This is a genomic window from Brevundimonas bacteroides DSM 4726 (assembly GCF_000701445.1).
GTDB classification, from domain to species: Bacteria; Pseudomonadota; Alphaproteobacteria; order Caulobacterales; family Caulobacteraceae; genus Brevundimonas; species Brevundimonas bacteroides.
Genome location: NZ_JNIX01000008.1, coordinates 457,671 through 472,630, shown reverse-complemented (window position 1 = coordinate 472,630; position 14,960 = coordinate 457,671). Strand labels below are relative to the sequence as shown.

Annotated in this window: 17 protein-coding genes; 10 read left to right on the top strand and 7 right to left on the bottom strand. The window is 68.3% G+C overall.

The genetic code is table 11. The features are described from left to right. Positions 1 to 259: 259 nt before the first annotated feature. Entirely contained in the window at positions 260 to 1,861 is a 1,602-nt protein-coding gene (locus Q333_RS0107210) for a response regulator (protein WP_029416077.1), read from the bottom strand. 168 nt (positions 1,862 to 2,029) lie between these two features. Here Q333_RS0107210 and Q333_RS0107205 point away from each other — a divergent pair, with 168 nt between their 5' ends. The 4 genes from Q333_RS0107205 to Q333_RS16410 all read left to right on the top strand — a co-directional run bounded on the left by Q333_RS0107205 (position 2,030) and on the right by Q333_RS16410 (position 4,756). Beyond that, positions 2,030 to 3,277, top strand: coding sequence for an MFS transporter (locus Q333_RS0107205; RefSeq protein ID WP_029416076.1), 1,248 nt, complete (start codon positions 2,030 to 2,032; stop codon positions 3,275 to 3,277). A 145-nt stretch (positions 3,278 to 3,422) separates the two neighbouring features. Further along, entirely contained in the window at positions 3,423 to 3,620 is a 198-nt protein-coding gene (gene rpmI / locus Q333_RS0107200) for a 50S ribosomal protein L35 (RefSeq protein ID WP_029416075.1), read from the top strand. Between the two features lie 104 nt (positions 3,621 to 3,724). After that, positions 3,725 to 4,078, top strand: a complete 354-nt coding sequence (gene rplT, locus Q333_RS0107195; protein ID WP_029416074.1) for a 50S ribosomal protein L20 — start codon at positions 3,725 to 3,727, stop codon at positions 4,076 to 4,078. 315 nt (positions 4,079 to 4,393) lie between these two features. Continuing rightward, positions 4,394 to 4,756, top strand: a complete 363-nt coding sequence (locus Q333_RS16410; protein ID WP_035293887.1) for a hypothetical protein — start codon at positions 4,394 to 4,396, stop codon at positions 4,754 to 4,756. Positions 4,757 to 4,839: 83 nt separating this feature from the next. Here the strand turns inward: Q333_RS16410 and phyR are convergent, their stop codons facing one another. Beyond that, positions 4,840 to 5,634 carry an anti-anti sigma factor/receiver protein PhyR gene (phyR, locus tag Q333_RS0107185; protein WP_029416073.1) on the bottom strand — a complete coding sequence of 265 codons (795 nt, stop codon included), beginning with the start codon at positions 5,632 to 5,634 and terminating at the stop codon, positions 4,840 to 4,842. A 238-nt stretch (positions 5,635 to 5,872) separates the two neighbouring features. Here phyR and nepR point away from each other — a divergent pair, with 238 nt between their 5' ends. The 6 genes from nepR (at position 5,873) to Q333_RS16925 (ending at position 11,091) form a co-directional block, all read left to right on the top strand. Then, on the top strand, positions 5,873 to 6,094 hold the full coding sequence (gene nepR / locus Q333_RS0107180; RefSeq protein ID WP_029416072.1) for an anti-sigma T factor NepR: 222 nt from the start codon (positions 5,873 to 5,875) through the stop codon (positions 6,092 to 6,094). Beyond that, positions 6,091 to 6,702 (top strand): sigma-70 family RNA polymerase sigma factor, encoded by a 612-nt coding sequence (locus tag Q333_RS0107175; RefSeq protein ID WP_029416071.1) that lies wholly within the window; start codon positions 6,091 to 6,093, stop codon positions 6,700 to 6,702. Before nepR ends, Q333_RS0107175 begins: the two co-directional genes overlap by 4 nt. Before the next feature lie 61 nt (positions 6,703 to 6,763). Then, entirely contained in the window at positions 6,764 to 7,837 is a 1,074-nt protein-coding gene (locus Q333_RS0107170) for a sensor histidine kinase (protein ID WP_245591499.1), read from the top strand. A 49-nt stretch (positions 7,838 to 7,886) separates the two neighbouring features. Continuing rightward, positions 7,887 to 8,024 (top strand): entericidin A/B family lipoprotein, encoded by a 138-nt coding sequence (locus Q333_RS0107165; RefSeq protein ID WP_029416069.1) that lies wholly within the window; start codon positions 7,887 to 7,889, stop codon positions 8,022 to 8,024. Between the two features lie 153 nt (positions 8,025 to 8,177). Beyond that, positions 8,178 to 9,848, top strand: coding sequence for an MFS transporter (locus Q333_RS0107160; protein WP_029416068.1), 1,671 nt, complete (start codon positions 8,178 to 8,180; stop codon positions 9,846 to 9,848). Positions 9,849 to 10,029: 181 nt separating this feature from the next. Next, positions 10,030 to 11,091: a lipid A-modifier LpxR family protein gene (locus Q333_RS16925; RefSeq protein WP_245591498.1), complete on the top strand. Its 1,062-nt coding sequence runs from the start codon at positions 10,030 to 10,032 to the stop codon at positions 11,089 to 11,091. Positions 11,092 to 11,173: 82 nt separating this feature from the next. Here the strand turns inward: Q333_RS16925 and Q333_RS0107150 are convergent, their stop codons facing one another. From Q333_RS0107150 to Q333_RS16920, 5 genes are all read right to left on the bottom strand, one after another. Next, the gene (locus tag Q333_RS0107150; protein ID WP_029416066.1) at positions 11,174 to 12,139 is read right to left on the bottom strand and encodes a magnesium transporter CorA family protein; all 966 of its coding nucleotides are present in this window, start codon (positions 12,137 to 12,139) and stop codon (positions 11,174 to 11,176) included. A gap of 25 nt (positions 12,140 to 12,164) precedes the next feature. Then, positions 12,165 to 12,692, bottom strand: coding sequence for a CHAP domain-containing protein (locus tag Q333_RS0107145; RefSeq protein WP_029416065.1), 528 nt, complete (start codon positions 12,690 to 12,692; stop codon positions 12,165 to 12,167). A 70-nt stretch (positions 12,693 to 12,762) separates the two neighbouring features. Then, complete coding sequence (locus tag Q333_RS0107140) at positions 12,763 to 13,872, bottom strand: acyltransferase family protein (RefSeq protein ID WP_029416064.1); 1,110 nt, start codon at positions 13,870 to 13,872, stop codon at positions 12,763 to 12,765. 53 nt (positions 13,873 to 13,925) lie between these two features. Beyond that, the gene (locus Q333_RS0107135) at positions 13,926 to 14,363 is read right to left on the bottom strand and encodes a COG3650 family protein (protein ID WP_029416063.1); all 438 of its coding nucleotides are present in this window, start codon (positions 14,361 to 14,363) and stop codon (positions 13,926 to 13,928) included. A gap of 25 nt (positions 14,364 to 14,388) precedes the next feature. Continuing rightward, entirely contained in the window at positions 14,389 to 14,868 is a 480-nt protein-coding gene (locus Q333_RS16920) for a hypothetical protein (RefSeq protein WP_029416062.1), read from the bottom strand. Positions 14,869 to 14,960: the final 92 nt, after the last annotated feature.

The following is a 14,960-nucleotide window of genomic DNA, read 5'->3' as shown; positions in this document are numbered from 1 at the left end:
GACCGCTCTTCACGGCCTCCGGTCGTTGGACCTCGGGAGCCCCCGCTCCAACCGCTTCCGCCGCGACAAGCTCGCAAGGCCTTGCGCCCTTCCCAGGCGACGGAACCGGGGGTGATTGTAAGGCAGGTTTCAATGAGGGCGCGTTCGCGGCGTCTCGAACGCGACCAGCGCTGGATTCATTGGAAGAATCCGGGCGTCGTTGGATGATTGAGAAAAAGCAGCGCGAGCTTCACCTTTTCGCTGGACAGGAAGCCCCGTGCTAAGCCGCCGCCTCCATCGCGTTGGAGCCCAGAGCGAGTCGGATCGCGTTGAGAAGGGCGTCGGGCTGGATGGGCTTGGCGACGACGCCGGTCATTCCGGCCGCCAGATAGTCGGCCGCGTCGCGTGGGTCGGCGTTGGCGGTGAGGGCCAGGATCGGCGTTGTGGCGGCGGGACCGCCCAGGGCACGGATCGCGCGGGTGGCGGCGACCCCGTTCATGATCGGCATCTTGATGTCCATCAGGATGAGATCGAAGGGGCGAAGACGTGCGGCCTCGACCGCCTCGGCGCCGTCGGCGACGGCCTCGTGGGTGCAGCCGAACATTTCCAGCAGGCGGGCGGCGACGAAGCGATTGGTCGGGTTGTCGTCGGCGACGAGGACGTGAAGCGTCTCATGCGGAGTCGGTTCGGCCATGACGTCGGCTGCCGCACGCATCTCCGGCCCGCAGCAGGGCAGGTGGAGGGTGAACTGAAAATGCGCGCCGCCCTGGGGCGAGCGGGCCAAGCCAATGGAGCCGCCCATGCGCTCCACGATCTGGCGGCAGATGGCCAGGCCCAGACCCGCGCCGGCACCCTCGCGCCCCGCCTCACCCGTGTTGAAGGGCTCAAAGATGGTCGCGGCGGCGTGGTCGGGGATGCCCGGGCCCGTGTCGTCGACGACCGCGTCGAGACGCACCGCGCCATCCTCCCAGCGCGTGGCGAGCGAGACGACCACCCCGCCGATCTGGGTGAACTTCAGCGCGTTGCCGATCAGGTTGTTGAGCAGCTGCTTGATGCGGACCCCATCGCCCATGACCCAGTCGTGGTCGGTCGTTTCGCAGGCGACGGTCAGGGTCAGGCCCTTTTCTTCGGCGCGGGGCCGCCAGAGTGCGGCGAGGTCCCGGGCCACGGCGTCGATGTGCAGGGGAGCGGGTTCGAGGTTCAGGACGCCGGCCGAGGCGCGCGACATGTCGAGTGCGTCCGTCAGCAGCCGCAGCAGGCTCTGGCCGGAATCGAGGATGGTCTGGACGTAGGGGCGCAGCTCCTCCTGCTGGAGCTTGCGATCCAGCAGACCCGCGACACCCAGGACGCCGTTCAGCGGCGTACGGATCTCGTGGCTCATGACGGCCAGAAACTCGGACTTGGCGCGGCTGGACGCCTGGGCCTCGGCTTCGGCGGCAGCCAGGTCGCGGGCAAGCGTGGTCATCTCCTCGGCCCTGGCGCGATAGAGGGCCGATCCGGCCTGAAGGATCTGCACGCCGGCACCGACGCCGAGATACAGACCGTCCTTCACCACGATGAAGCCGCGCAGCAGCATGTTGAGCTCGGCGGCGTCCACGCCCGCGAAGAAGGTCTCGGCGGAGGCGTCGGCGTCAGCGGTCGGCGGGTTCGGGTCCATGAGCGTCGCGACCGGTCGACGAGCATAGAGGGCGCGGCCGAACTCGGCGGCCATCCTGAGGGTGAAGGCGTTCCGCTCGATCAGGCCGACGGGGCGGCGCTCTGCGTCCACCACGGCGATGGCCAGGGTGTTGGGCTCGGCCTCGAACCGGTCGAAGACGACCGCGCCCAGGGTGTCCGGAGACACCGGCGCGACCGCGTCAATGAAATCGCCGATCCGCGCCATCGGGCCTCCTGCTCGGACATCAGGACTAGCACCGGCCCCTTAATGCAGACTTTGCCGTTCTTGAAACTTTTACAGCGATTTCATCGCGATAGCTCCGCAAGCGGAGCAATATCGGGGCGCGACCCCGGGCCGCTCGCCGGATCGGCCGGGGTGGGCTAGAAGGCGGTGATGCCCGATCGTCCGACCGTTTCGCCCGCCGCCGATCATGCCGACCGGCAGGCCCTGATCGTGCTGTTCGCCATCGTCTTCATCAACCTGGTCGGGTTCGGCCTGGTGGTGCCGCTTTTGCCATTCTTCGGCGACAGCCTGAACGCCGAGCCATGGCAGGTGGCCCTGATGTTCTCGGCCTATTCGATCGGCCAGTTTTTCGCCGAGCCCTTCTGGGGGCGGCTGTCGGACCGGATCGGCAGGAAGCCCGTTTTGCTGATCACCGTCTGCGCCAATGCGGTCGGCTATCTGATGCTGGCGTTTGTGCCCAACATCTGGCTGGCCATCGCGGTGCGGCTGTTCACCGGGTTGGGGGCGGGCAACGTCTCGACCGTGCAGGGCTATGTCGCCGACGTCACGCCGCCGGAGAAGCGGGCGGGGAGGATGGGGCTGATCGGGGCGGCGTTCGGGGCGGGCTTCATCGCCGGGCCTGGGCTGTCGGGCATCCTGGTGCAGGAGGACATGGGGCGGCTGGGTTACCAGCTGCCGATCTTCGCGGCCTGCGGGCTGGCGACGCTGGCGGCGCTGGGAGCCCTGTTCGTGCTGAAGGAGAGCCTGGTTCGGCGAGAAGGGCCGGCCCCGGCGCGCGAGCCGTTCCTGTCGGGCGTGAGCCATGCGGCGGCCAATCCCGTGATCTCGCGGGTGATCGTGGTGACGCTGATCTACATGGCCGGGTTCTCAGGCATGGAGTCGACATTCGGCCTGTGGACCGGGGCGCGCTACGACTGGGGCGCGCGCGAGGTGGCCTTCTCCTTCATGGCGGTGGGCGTCGTCTCGGTGATCTGCCAGTCGCTGCTGACCGGGCGGCTGGCTCGGCGTTTCGGCGAAAGCCGGGTGCTGGCGGGCGGGTGCCTGCTGTTCGGGGTCGGACTGCTGGGGCAGATGTTTTCGCCGGGGGCCTGGTTCGTGCCCATCGCCATGATCATCGGCGGCTTCGGCATGGCGATGACCATGCCCAACATCTCGGCCATGATCTCGCGCGCGGCCCCGCCGGACCGGCAGGGCGCCATGCTGGGGCTGAACATGGCGGCGAGTTCGTCGGGGCGGATCGTGGGGCCGATCGTGGCGGGCGCGATGTTCTCGGGGCTGGGACACGACTGGCCGCTGGCGGTGGGCGCGGCCCTGATGGTTCCGGCGGCGATCATGGCCATCAACGCGGGGCGGGCGGCGAGCCAGCCGGCCCGGCTGGCGGCGGAGGCGGCGGAGTAGCGACCGCGCTTGCCATCCGGCCCCACTTCGCCTAGAAGCCGCGCCTTCGCGTGCGGACCGCCGGGCGAACAGGCATGCCTGGGCGGGACGAAAAGGACCCTTTGAGGTTCGACGGGCCCTGCGCCCATCAGAATGAGAGTCGAAAATGCCGAAACTGAAGACGAAGTCGGGCGCCAAGAAGCGCTTCAAACTCACTGCGACCGGCAAGGTGAAGGCCGGGGTTGCGGGCAAGCGTCACCGCTTGATCAGCCACAACTCCAAATACATCCGCCAGAACCGCGGCACCTCGGTCATGGCCGATGCCGACGCCAAGAAGATCAAGTCCTACATGCCCTACGCCTGATCGGCGGGGCACACGGATTTCGCAGCAACGAGATTGAACAGCGTCCCTCAAGCAGTGAGCGCCCGCGGCGCGAACGGTAGGGACCCTTCCGAAGGAAAACAAAAATGGCACGCGTGAAACGGGGCGTTACGTCCCACGCCAAGCACAAGAAGGTTCTGGAGCAGGCCAAGGGCTTCTCCGGCCGCCGCAAGAACACCATCCGCACGGCCAAGGCCGCCGTGGACCGCGCCGGGCAGTACGCCTATCGCGACCGCCGCAACAAGAAGCGTTCGTTCCGCGCCCTGTGGATCCAGCGCATCAACGCCGCCGCCCGCCAGGAAGGCTTCACCTATTCGCAGTTCATCCACGGCCTCAGCAAGGCCGGCATCGAGCTGGACCGCAAGGTGATGGCCGCCATCGCCGCCGACGCGACCGGCTTCAAGGCCATCGCCGACAAGGTGCGCGCCGCCCTGGCCTGATCGGCCGAGCGAGCAACGAAATGACAAGGGCCGTCCGGGCGACCGGGCGGCCTTTTCGTTTGCACGCGAAGAAAAAAGGCGACCCTTGCGGATCGCCTTGAAGTGGCATCATCGAGAATGAGGCGCGGAGGCGGCAGGACCTGCTGTGGCGGGTCCAAGTCGGGGGGCGTCGCCGCCTCCGCAGACCGATAACGGCGCAGACCGATTGGCGTTCCATGCGCCGCGAAGATTTTTCGCGTGGCGGGAGAGGCGGAACGGCCACGCTGGCGAAGGCGTTGACCGGCTTGAGTTTCCTCAATCGCCCGGAAGGCCGCCATGACCCACAACGATCCCCATTCCCGCGCCGCCGACGCCGTGCACGAGGGTCGGCCGGTGGAGGAACAGTTCGTCAAGCAGGGCCGGGGTGGTCGGCGCATCACCCTGGTCATGGTCGGCGGCATCGCCCTGACGCTGATCGGCTTCGTGGTCCTGTATCTGGTGTTCGCGCCGGGCTTTTCGGCCGAGGACGCCAATACGGGGCAGCAAGCCGTGGACGCCGCCGCCTTTCAGGATGGGACTGTGACGCCGCCCGCAGCGGACGCCCCGACGACGGTGACCGGCGAACCGACCAGCCCGCCCACCGGCGAGGCGCCGAACGTCAACGCCCCGACCGTGCAGGCCGCGCCCTCGGGTCAGTAGGGCCCGGCAAAGGGGGAGCCGAAAGAAAAAGGCCCCGCCGGATCACCAGCGGGGCCCTTCTCATGGCAGGGATAGAACGACCGTCAGGCCGCCTGCTTCTGGCTGGCGGGATGGAAGAACAGCGCTTGGCTGATCGCCGCCTTCACCGTTTCCGGCTGGAAGGGTTTGGTGATCAGGAAGGTCGGCTCGGGCCGCTCGCCGGTCAGAAGGCGCTCGGGGAAGGCGGTGATGAAGATCACCGGCACGTCGAAGCGCTTGAGGATGTCCTTGACCGCGTCGATGCCCGACGAACCGTCGGCCAGCTGGATGTCGGCCAGCACCAGGCCCGGACGGTGACGGGCGACGGCGTCGACGGCCTCGTCATGGGTGGTGGCGGTCGCGGTGACGCGGTGGCCGAGTTCCTTCACCAGGCTCTCGATGTCGGCGGAGATGATGGCCTCGTCCTCGATGATCAGGACGTCGGTGGCCAGTTCGGCGTCGATCTCGGCCTGGGCCTCGGCGATCAGGCGTTCGACCGACGGGACGTCGGAGCCGAGAATCTGGGAGGCTTCCGAGGGCGTGAAACCCTCGAGCGCGGTCAGCAGGAAGGCCTGGCGCGAGCGCGGCGCGATGCGCATCAGGCGGTTCGTCGGATCCTCATGACCCAGGACGGCGGCATGGCCTTCCAACTGCGCGCCGGTCGAGGACCAGATGGCGTGGAAGACATGATAGAGGGCGACGCGAGGGGTCATGTCCGGAGACAGCTGGCGCTCGCCGGCGGCCAGGGCTTCGAGCGCGACGCGGACGTAGTTGTCGCCGGTCGACTGGTCGCCTGTGAGGGCGCGGGCGTAGCGGCGGACGTAGGGCAGGTGCGGCGCGAGTCTGGCCAGAAGGCTCATTGTATCTTGGTCCCCGACAGGTCGTTGCGGCGTCCGTTCCTCGGACGCGTATCCGCGACCAAACGTATCATCGCCCACACGGTTCCACGGCGTGGTTCACGAGCTTGGCAATAAAGTTGATGAACGACGGAACCCGCTTCCGGTGATCACGTTCACCGGGTTCGACAATCAGAGGCCGGGCGACGACCCGGCCCATGTCCCTGCGTGAATGAGACCAACCTTGGCGGCCCAGCACATCATGATCGACACCCCCGACCCGCGCCGCAAGGGCGCTGCGTCCAAGTCCGACGGCGCGGACCTCGAAGAGGCGCGTCTGCGCCAGCAGGCGATCGGCGTGAAGCTGCGCCACCTGTTCGACGAGGTCGTCAACGAGCCGGTGCCGGACGAGTTTCTGGAGATCCTGCGCCGGGCTGATGAGCGGAAGTCGGGCGGAGACAGTTCGCAAGGAGGGGGGGCGTGAGCGCGGTCCGCAACACCGCGCCCAAGCCGCCGTCGGCGGATGATGAAGGCTTCAAGCGCGAGCTGGTGACCCTGATCCCGCACCTGCGCGCCTTCGCGCGCACGCTGACAGGCGATGCGACGGCGGCTGATGACCTGGCGCAGGACGCCATGATGAAGGCCTGGGACGCGCGCGCCAGCTATCAGATGGGCACCAATATGAAGGCCTGGACCTTCATGATCCTGAGAAACCAATTCTATTCCGAGAAGCGCCGGTCATGGCGCCAGTCGCAGCTGGACCAGGAAGCGGCGGAACGGACGCTGGTCGCCGTGGACGATCCGGAGGCGCCCGTGGCGCTGGACGAGCTGCGCCAGGCGCTGAACACCCTGCCGGAAGAACAGCGCGAGGCGCTGATCCTCGTGGGGGCGGGCGGCTTCGCCTATGAGGAGGCCGCCGAGATTTGTCAGTGCGCGGTGGGCACGGTGAAAAGCCGGGTCAGCCGGGCGAGGAAAGCCCTTCAGGCGACGCTGGAGCGGGGCGGATACGCCCGCGACGGTCGCGCGGCGGGCGACGCCATGCGCTCGATCCTGGCCGACGCGGACCGTCTGAGCGCGGCACGTCAGGGCTGAGCCCATGTCGCCTGCCGGATCAGACCAAGGCCCCAAGCGGCGGCGCGTCTCGCGTCGGACGGTGTCCCGGTTTTTGGGTCGGTCCAAGGGTCTGGCGCGGTTCGAGGGCATCCGCTTCCGGCTGGGGGCTGCGCTGGCGATCGCGCTGCTGCCGATCCTGGTCCTGCCCGCGATCTTGGCCTGGGCCGACCTGACGCCGCTGGGAAACTTCCTCGCGCCCGTCGTGGCCTGGATCGTCGCCTTCGCCACGGTGATGTGGGTGACCGAGCGCATCGTCGTGCGCTGGCTCGACTATCTGGAGCGGATCGCGGCGCTGTATGCGCGGGGGCGATACTCGGTGCGGCCGGTGCAGGCGACGCATGCGCCATCCGAGGTTCGCCGTCTGGCGGGGACGATGGATGCGCTCGCCGAAGCCATCGACACCCGGGACCGGTCTCTGACCGAGAGCCTGGCGGAGAAGGACGCCCTGCTTCGGGAAATCCATCACCGGGTGAAGAACAACCTGCAGATCATCTCGTCGCTGCTGTCGATGCAGCAGCGGGCGCTGAAGGACGAGCCAGCCAAGGCGGCGCTGGGCGACACGCGCCAGAGGATATCGGCCTTGGCCCTGATCTATCGCACCCTCTACCAGTCCGAGGACATCCGCCACGCCGATGCACGCGAGTTCCTGACCGAGCTGGTTGGCCAGCTGGTGGCGCATGAAAGCGGACGCGGGCCGCTGGTGGCCAGCACGGTCGAGGCGGACAGTCTGGTGGTCGACCCGGACAAGCTGGCACCCCTGGCGCTGTGGCTGGTGGAGGCGGTGACCAACGCCCAGAAGCACGCCTTCGCCGGGCGGGGCGGGACGCTGAAGGTGCGGTTCAGGGTCGAGGGCGAGACCAGCGTGCTGGAAGTCGAGGATGACGGGCCCTGGCCGTCGAGCCAGGCGATCCAAGCCGGCGTGGGGCGCACCCTCATGGGCGCCTTCGCCAAGCAACTGAGGGGGGAGGTGGAGATCCTGCCCGCTGGCCCGCGAGGCACGATCGCGCGGATGGTGTTCGCCACGCCCGAGCTGGTGAAGCCGACGGATCCGCGCGATCTGGAGCGCGTCGACGCCGTGGTGAAGCCCGGAACCCTGTCGCGGCGGTCGCGTTGATCGCTGGTACGGCGGGACCTCCCCGACCGCCCCGTTTCAGGAGTTTCTCATGCGCAAGGTTTTCGTTCTCTTCGCCGCCGCCGCCGCCCTGACCACCGCCGCCTGCAACACCGTCGCAGGCGTGGGCCGCGACACCGCCGCTGCCGGCTCGGCCGTGACCGAAGCCGCCGAAGAAGCCAAGAACTGATCCGGGCTCAATCGCGGCGTCAGTGACCCACCACGCTCATGACGCGGAAAACCCCGTCGGCCCGGCCGGCGGGGTTTTCTCTTGTCCGGCTTCCCGCCGCTTGGCTAGGTATCCGAAGGAGCGTCCGCGAGACGACGCCCGGGGGAAGCCTGAATGACCGACCACGCCGCCACGCCGTCCGAAACCGAGAAGGAACCCGGCCTGAAGACCGTGGTGGGGGCGTCCGCCGCAGGGACCGCATTCGAGTGGTACGACTTCTTTATCTTCGGCTCGCTGACGGCCGTGATTGCGCGGCACTTCTATGCCGACGTGGGCGAAGCCGCTTCCTACATCCTGGCGCTGCTGACCTTTGGCGTCGGGTTCGTCGTGCGGCCGCTGGGCGCGCTCGTGTTCGGCTGGTTCGGGGACCAGACGGGGCGCAAGAAGACGTTTCTGGTGACCATCACACTGATGGGGGCGGCGACGGTAGGGATCGGCCTGCTGCCCGACTATGACGCCATCGGCATCGCCGCGCCGATTCTGCTGATCATCCTGCGCATCCTTCAGGGGTTCGCCCTGGGCGGCGAATACGGCGGAGCGGTGATCTATGTGGCCGAGCATTCGCCTGCGCCGCGTCGCGGCTATCTGACCGGATGGATCCAGACGACGGCGGCGCTGGGGCTGATCGGGGCGCTGAGCGTCATCCTGGCGACGCGGGCGATCGTGGGCGAAGAGGCGTTCAACGAGTGGGGATGGCGCATCCCCTTCCTCTTGTCGTTCTTCCTGCTGGTCATCTCCTTGTGGATCCGGCTGAAGCTGAACGAGAGCCCGGCCTTCAAGAAGATGGAGGCCGAGGGCGGGGCCCGGCGGGCCCCCTTCCGGGAATCTTTCGCCCAGTGGAAGAACCTGAAGTTCGTGCTGCTGGCCCTGTTCGGGACCATGATCGCGCAAGGGGCGGTCTGGTACTGCGGCTATTTCTATTCCCGCTTCTTCATGGAGCGGATCCTGAAGGTCGAGGTATCGACCGTCGACATGATCATGCTGGCGCTGACGGTGGTGTCGGCGTTCCTGTACGTCTTCTTCGGGTGGTTGTCGGACAAGGTGGGCCGAAAGCCCGTGATGCTGTTCGGCATGGTCCTGGCGCTGTTGGCCTTCTTCCCTGGCTTTCAGGCCCTGACGCGGGCGGCCAATCCGGCGCTGGCGGAGGCCCAGGCCTCGGCGCCCGTGACGGTGATCGCTGATCCCGCGACCTGCGCCCTGCAGTTCGATCCGGTCGGCAAGACGGCGTTCGCCAGCTCCTGCGACCTGGCCAAGACGGTGCTGTCCAATGCGGGCGTCAGCTATTCCAACGTCGCCGCCGAGCCGGGCTCGTTGGCGCGCGTGCGGATCGGGGAGGTCGAGGTGGCCTCGGTCGAGGGCGAGGGGCTGGCGGCTGCCGAGCTGACGGCGGCCAAGGCCGATGTCGAAGGACGTATCAAGGCGGCGCTGACGGCGGCGGGCTATCCCGAGCGGGCCGATCCGGAGCGGGTCGACGTGCCGATGGTGTTCGTCATCCTGCTGATCTTCATCGTGGCGGCCACGGCGCTGTATGGCCCGCAGGCGGCGTCCCTAGTCGAGCTGTTCCCAACGCGGGTGCGCTATACGGCCATGAGCCTGCCTTATCACGTCGGCACCGGCTGGGTGGGGGGATTGCTTCCCGCGACCAGCTTCGCCCTCGTGGCGGCGTCGGGGAACATCTACTTCGGTCTGTGGTACGCGGTGGTGTTCACCGCCATCGCCGTGGTCGTGACCTTCTTCCTGATGCCCGAGACCAAGGGGCGCGACCTCGACACCATCGGGCAATAGGCCCTTTGCGGCCGGTCCCGCGGGAGGGGAACCGGCTGGACGCTGGCGACGTTTGCGGATCGTGTCAGCAAGGTGTCGCGAAATCGTGGTTGGAACCGACCGGGTTTCGAGTCAGAGTGTTAAGGAGTTGACGGCGGTGAGGGGACCGTTGGTGCGTCTGGGAGGATGCGTAACGAGCGTCATGGCGCTGGCGGCCCTCGCGGCCCCGGCGATGGCGCAGTCGTCGATGGACCCGGCGTCGTCCGGCCCCGTTCCCTATGATCCCGACCGCGCGGCGGCCATAGCCCTGACCGCCAGCCTGAATCGTCAACCGGCGGGATACGTCGCGCCGCCGGTCACGGTGTCGCCTCCGTCGAGCCCGGCGGTCGAAATGGCGATCACGCCGGTCGCCCCGGCTCCGGTTGCTCCAGCTCCCGTCGCTCAAGCGCCGATCATGGCGGCCCAGCCGGTCGCTGCGTTCAGCGACGCCGGATGGTCCGAGCAGGAACGGCGCCAGACCGCCTCCATCACCGCCCAGTTGAATCGGCAGGCCGGATTCAATGTCGCGGCCGGTCGCGCTTTTGGACCGGCGCTGGAGTTCGCCACGGATTATCAACCGATCGCGGCCGGTAGCCCGTTCGCGGCGACCACGACGCGCGACGTCTGGCGCGAGGGCGAAGGCTATTCCGAGCGCCTGCGTCTCCGCCAGCGGGGCGAGCTACGCAGGGCCGATGGGTCGCCCCTGCCGCTGACGCCGCTGGATCAGGCGGCGTTCGAGGCGGATGGCTATGATGTGACCTACACTCGCGGTTGGCAGGCGGCGCGCGGCTATACGGCGTCGGGCCTCGAAGTCACCCTGACGCCGCATGCGGGCGTCGGCGTGGGCGACCGCGGTGGCCGGGCCGAGGCGGGCGCGACCCTGACCATCGGCGGCGACATCGACGGCATGGTGCCGGAAGGGTCCGAAGCGTTCGGGGATCGGGCGCGGTGGTATCTTTACGCGGCCGGGTCCGGCACGGCGGTCGGCTACAACTTCGCTCGCAACCGCGACGGGGATTATGCCCGATCCGGCGTGAGCCGGGACTCGGGCTCGTTCCTCGGCGACGCCTCGATCGGCGTGGCCCTGAGGCGCGGGCATATGCAAGGCTCGTTCGGCCTGGTCTATCGCGAAGTCGAGGCTGAGGGCCTGCGCGGCGGCGAGGGTTTCGACCGCGACGTGTCCGAGGGGCTGGTGGCATTCCAGCTGTCGATCAAGCCCGAGTAGGGGTGACTGGTGGTTCGTGATTGGTGATTGGCGAAGTCCCCTATCCGGGAGCCAAACCAGTCACCAGTCACCAATCATGACCTCAGAACCACCCCTTGCGCTTGAACCACAGGAGCGGGATGGCCGACGACAGGACCATCAGGCCCAGCGCGAGCGGATAGCCCCACCACCAGGTCAGCTCGGGCATGTGCTCGAAGTTCATGCCGTAGATGGCGCCGATCAGGGTGGGCGGCATCAGCGCCACGGTGACCAGCGAGAAGACCTTGAAGATCGAGGACTGCTGGATGTTGATGAGGCCCAGCGTCGCCGAGAGCTGGAAGTTGATGCCGGCGGCGACGGCCTGATTGTGGGCGAGAAGGCTGGAGGCGTCGCGGCCCAGCGACTTCAGGTGCTCGCGCTTGTCGGCGTTCATCTCCAGACGTTCGTCCAGCGCCACGAAGGCGAAGACGCGCGACAGGCCGGCGAGGCTCTGCTCGATGCGGCTGTTGGCGATCTGGGCCCGGCCGAGCTTGGTGATCAGGTGGCGGTAGCCGACGGCCGTGTCGGCGCTCGAGAAGACGTGGCTGGCGACGCCCTCGACCTTGTGCGCCGTGCGCGACAGCACTTCCGATGCGCGGTCGATGATGGCCTCCATCAGGTTCAGGAACATGTCGGCGCCGGATTCGCAGAGCGAGGGTTCGCGCTCCAGCTTGTCGGTGAACATGGTGAAGGGGCGCGGGTCGAAATAGCGGATCGTCACCAGCGGCCCGTGGGTCAGGATGAAGGTGACCGGATCGACGGTCGGCAACTCCATCTCGGAGTTGTGGATGATGTCGGCGGTGACGTAGGTGGCGCCGTTCTCGCGGTAGAGGCGGCTGGATGCCTCCAGCTCGTTCATCTCCTCGCGGGTCGGGATGGACAGGCCGAGCGCCTGTTCGATGGCGACGTCTTCTTCGCGCGTCGGCTCGATCAGATCGATCCAGAGGGTGTCGGCAGGCAGGGTCCAGTCGGCGCCGACCATCTCCACGCCCTCGCAGGCGGCGCAGCCCGAACGATAGATGCGGATCATCCGGGCCGGGTCTTCGGGGCTGGCGTCAGGGCTGGCCGGCGCCGCTGGCGGCGGCCCGGGCCATCTGGCGGCCGGCTTCCATGCCCTCGCGGGCCGAATTGTAGATGAAGCCGTAGGTCGGATAGACGGTGGTGCCCAGGTCGTTGATCGGGTTGTACCAGACCTTGACCGCGCTCCAGTCGTTGGCGCCGGAGACGTCGACGACGGTGACGTTCTCCTCGACGCGGCCGCGGCTGCCGCCCCAGTTGGCGTGGGTCACGCGGATGACGCGGTCGGTCAGGATTTCGGAGACGACGGCGACGTGGCCGCGGGTCATGCGGCCCTCGGGGCGGAACACCAGGACCGAGCCGGTCTCGGGCGCGCGGCCGGTGCGGAAGCGATCCACCGCCTGGTTCCACCAGGTCCAGGCGTCGCCGAAGATGTTTATGCCCGAGAACATCCGCGCGAAGGTCACGCACTGCCAGTAGGGCTCGTCCGCGCGGACGGAAGAGGGAGACAGGGCGAAGAGGCCAAGGGTCGCTGCCAGGGCAGCGGCGGTGAGCCGTTTCGTCATGTTCGATTGTTTCCGACTGTTACGCCCGCCCTCTCCCTAGACGATAGCGGAGAAAGGTTGAAGTCCCCTTTCAGGCGACCTGGGGGTCGGAGCGTCGCAGCGCCGCGCGGGCGGCGCGACGGTCGGCGAGACCCCGCAGCGCCTTGCGGGCCGGGTGTTCGACCAGTTGATAGGCGAGGGCGGCGACGAGGGGCAGGGCGAGCACGACCGCCAGCCACACGAAGAGTTGAAGCTGCTTGTCCTCGGCCCCGGTCAGGCGCGCGGCGGCGTTCACGGCCAGCAGCTGCCACGGCACCAGCACCATGTAGACGGCGTAGGAGATCTCTCCGAGGTAGACGGCGGGGCGGGAGGCCAGCCATCCGGCCGAGGCGTTGGGGAGGGTCCCGAGCGCCAGGATCAGGCCGCCAGCGAAGACCACGACGATGCCGTCGGGGGCCTGGAGCGAGGCGGCGATGGCCATGCCTGCGAGCGAGGCCAGAGCCAGCCAGCCGGGGTGCTTCAGGTCGCCGCGACGGTGCACCAGATACAGCGCGCAGCCGTAGGCGAAGCAGGGGACGATCCGTAGCGCGCCCCAGCGGAAGGTGGCTTCCGTGAGAGAGAAGCCCGCCAGCGCCTGGAAACCGGCGTACAGCAGGCCCATCAGGGCCAAGGCTCCGGCGACGGCGGCGAGGGGTCGGTCGCGCAGCCGCCAGGCGACGAAGGCGAAGGCGGGGAAGGTCAGATAGGCGAACCACTCCGCCGAAATCGACCAGGAGGAGTGGTTCCACCCGGCCTCGGGGGCCAGCCCCCAGGCGTGCAGCATGAAGATGTGGGCGGGCAGCGATTCCCAGCTGAGCACATTGCCGTCGATGGCCATGCCGGCGGCGAGCGCGCCAAGCCCCAGCACGCCGACGCCGATCAGGGTCGCCAGATGCAGCGGATAGACCCGCGCGACCCGGGCCCAGAGGAACCCGCCATAGCGGAATCCTCCTTCGCCGAACGCCTTCAGATAGACGTGGCTGAGGATGAAGCCGGACAGCACAAAGAACAGTTCGACGCCCAGATAGCCCTTGGCGATCAGGTTCGGCGCGAAGGCGATGTCGAGGTTGGGCCAGAAGGCGTACAGCGCGACCCAGGCGGCCGCGAAGAAGCGCAGCGCCGTCAGGGCGCGCAGATCCTGGGGGGTCTCGATCTGGGTCATGGCCACCCACCCTACGCAGGATGGGCGCCGGAACCGTTAAGGTGCGTGTCGACCTAGAGGTCGCGGGTCAGGAAGGCGTAGTCGGCGGCGCAGCCGTTGAGCGTCTGACCGCCCAATTCGACGCGGGCGGTCAGGGGATAGGTGCGGTCGCTCATGCCGTCGGAGCATTCCGTGGCAATCAGGGTGACGACCAGGGCCGTGCCGTCCTCGGTCGCCGAGGCATAGACGGCGGTCGTGCCCTGAACCGTGGGACCGGGGTTGGCGGCCCGGATCTCCGGACTATCGACGGCGGTGTAGACGAGACCGTCGGGGTTGATGTCCACGCCCCAGAAGGGCTCGGTTCCCAGCGCACGCAGCGATCCGTTCAGATTGACGCCGGCGAGCATGGCGGGCGCGGCGGGCACCTCGGGCGCTGGCGTTTCGACCGTGGCTTCGGAGCAGGCGGTGGCCGTCAGGGCAAGTCCGACGGCCGCGACGAGGGCGATGCGCATGGAAGGCCTCCGGAAACCGCGCCGGTCAGCCGGCGGCTTCCGGCGCATCGTAGGCGCTCTGCCTGTCCGCGCAACCCGTCATGGTCGAGCCGCTCCATGCCAGCGTCGCGTTCAGCGCCCGGGTCTGTTCCCCGAGATCGGGGCAGGGCCCGGCGGTCAGGGTGAGGGTCAGGGCGGTCCCGTCCGCCAGGGTGATGGCATAGGCCACGCCGTCGGCGGTGGCGGTCGGGACGGCCGGGCCTGTCTTCGCCGGCGCGACGTCGCCGCCCTCATCGGGGGTGTAGCTCCCGATGTCCCTGAAGGTGGCCACGCCATCGACGATGTCGACCGACCAGAACGGCTCCGCCCCCATGGCCATGATCGGCTGGGTCAGGTCGACGCCACCCAGTTCGGTCGGCGCGGCGGCGGTCGCGGCCTCGGCCGGAGCGTCGGCGGGCTCCGCCTCCGGGCCGGGCGAGCAGGCCGCGAGGCTGGCGAGGGCGAGGAGCGGGATCAGGCGGTTCATGGAAGCGTCCGGTTATAGTGAAGCTGGCAGGAGACAGGCCGAGCGATGTTCGGTCAAGCCTTGTCGCCGGGGCCGTCGCGGGCGCCTATTCT

Bases quoted from the DNA above. Each gene is read 5' to 3' on its own strand.
- Q333_RS0107210 (WP_029416077.1), bottom strand. From the start codon at position 1,861: ATGGCGCGGATCGGCGATTTCATTGACGCGGTCGCGCCGGTGTCTCCG.
- Q333_RS0107205 (WP_029416076.1), top strand. From the start codon at position 2,030: ATGCCCGATCGTCCGACCGTTTCGCCCGCCGCCGATCATGCCGACCGG.
- rpmI (WP_029416075.1), top strand. From the start codon at position 3,423: ATGCCGAAACTGAAGACGAAGTCGGGCGCCAAGAAGCGCTTCAAACTC.
- rplT (WP_029416074.1), top strand. From the start codon at position 3,725: ATGGCACGCGTGAAACGGGGCGTTACGTCCCACGCCAAGCACAAGAAG.
- Q333_RS16410 (WP_035293887.1), top strand. From the start codon at position 4,394: ATGACCCACAACGATCCCCATTCCCGCGCCGCCGACGCCGTGCACGAG.
- phyR (WP_029416073.1), bottom strand. From the start codon at position 5,634: ATGAGCCTTCTGGCCAGACTCGCGCCGCACCTGCCCTACGTCCGCCGC.
- nepR (WP_029416072.1), top strand. From the start codon at position 5,873: ATGATCGACACCCCCGACCCGCGCCGCAAGGGCGCTGCGTCCAAGTCC.
- Q333_RS0107165 (WP_029416069.1), top strand. From the start codon at position 7,887: ATGCGCAAGGTTTTCGTTCTCTTCGCCGCCGCCGCCGCCCTGACCACC.
- Q333_RS0107160 (WP_029416068.1), top strand. From the start codon at position 8,178: ATGACCGACCACGCCGCCACGCCGTCCGAAACCGAGAAGGAACCCGGC.
- Q333_RS16925 (WP_245591498.1), top strand. From the start codon at position 10,030: ATGGCGCTGGCGGCCCTCGCGGCCCCGGCGATGGCGCAGTCGTCGATG.
- Q333_RS0107150 (WP_029416066.1), bottom strand. From the start codon at position 12,139: ATGATCCGCATCTATCGTTCGGGCTGCGCCGCCTGCGAGGGCGTGGAG.
- Q333_RS0107145 (WP_029416065.1), bottom strand. From the start codon at position 12,692: ATGACGAAACGGCTCACCGCCGCTGCCCTGGCAGCGACCCTTGGCCTC.
- Q333_RS0107140 (WP_029416064.1), bottom strand. From the start codon at position 13,872: ATGACCCAGATCGAGACCCCCCAGGATCTGCGCGCCCTGACGGCGCTG.
- Q333_RS0107135 (WP_029416063.1), bottom strand. From the start codon at position 14,363: ATGCGCATCGCCCTCGTCGCGGCCGTCGGACTTGCCCTGACGGCCACC.
- Q333_RS16920 (WP_029416062.1), bottom strand. From the start codon at position 14,868: ATGAACCGCCTGATCCCGCTCCTCGCCCTCGCCAGCCTCGCGGCCTGC.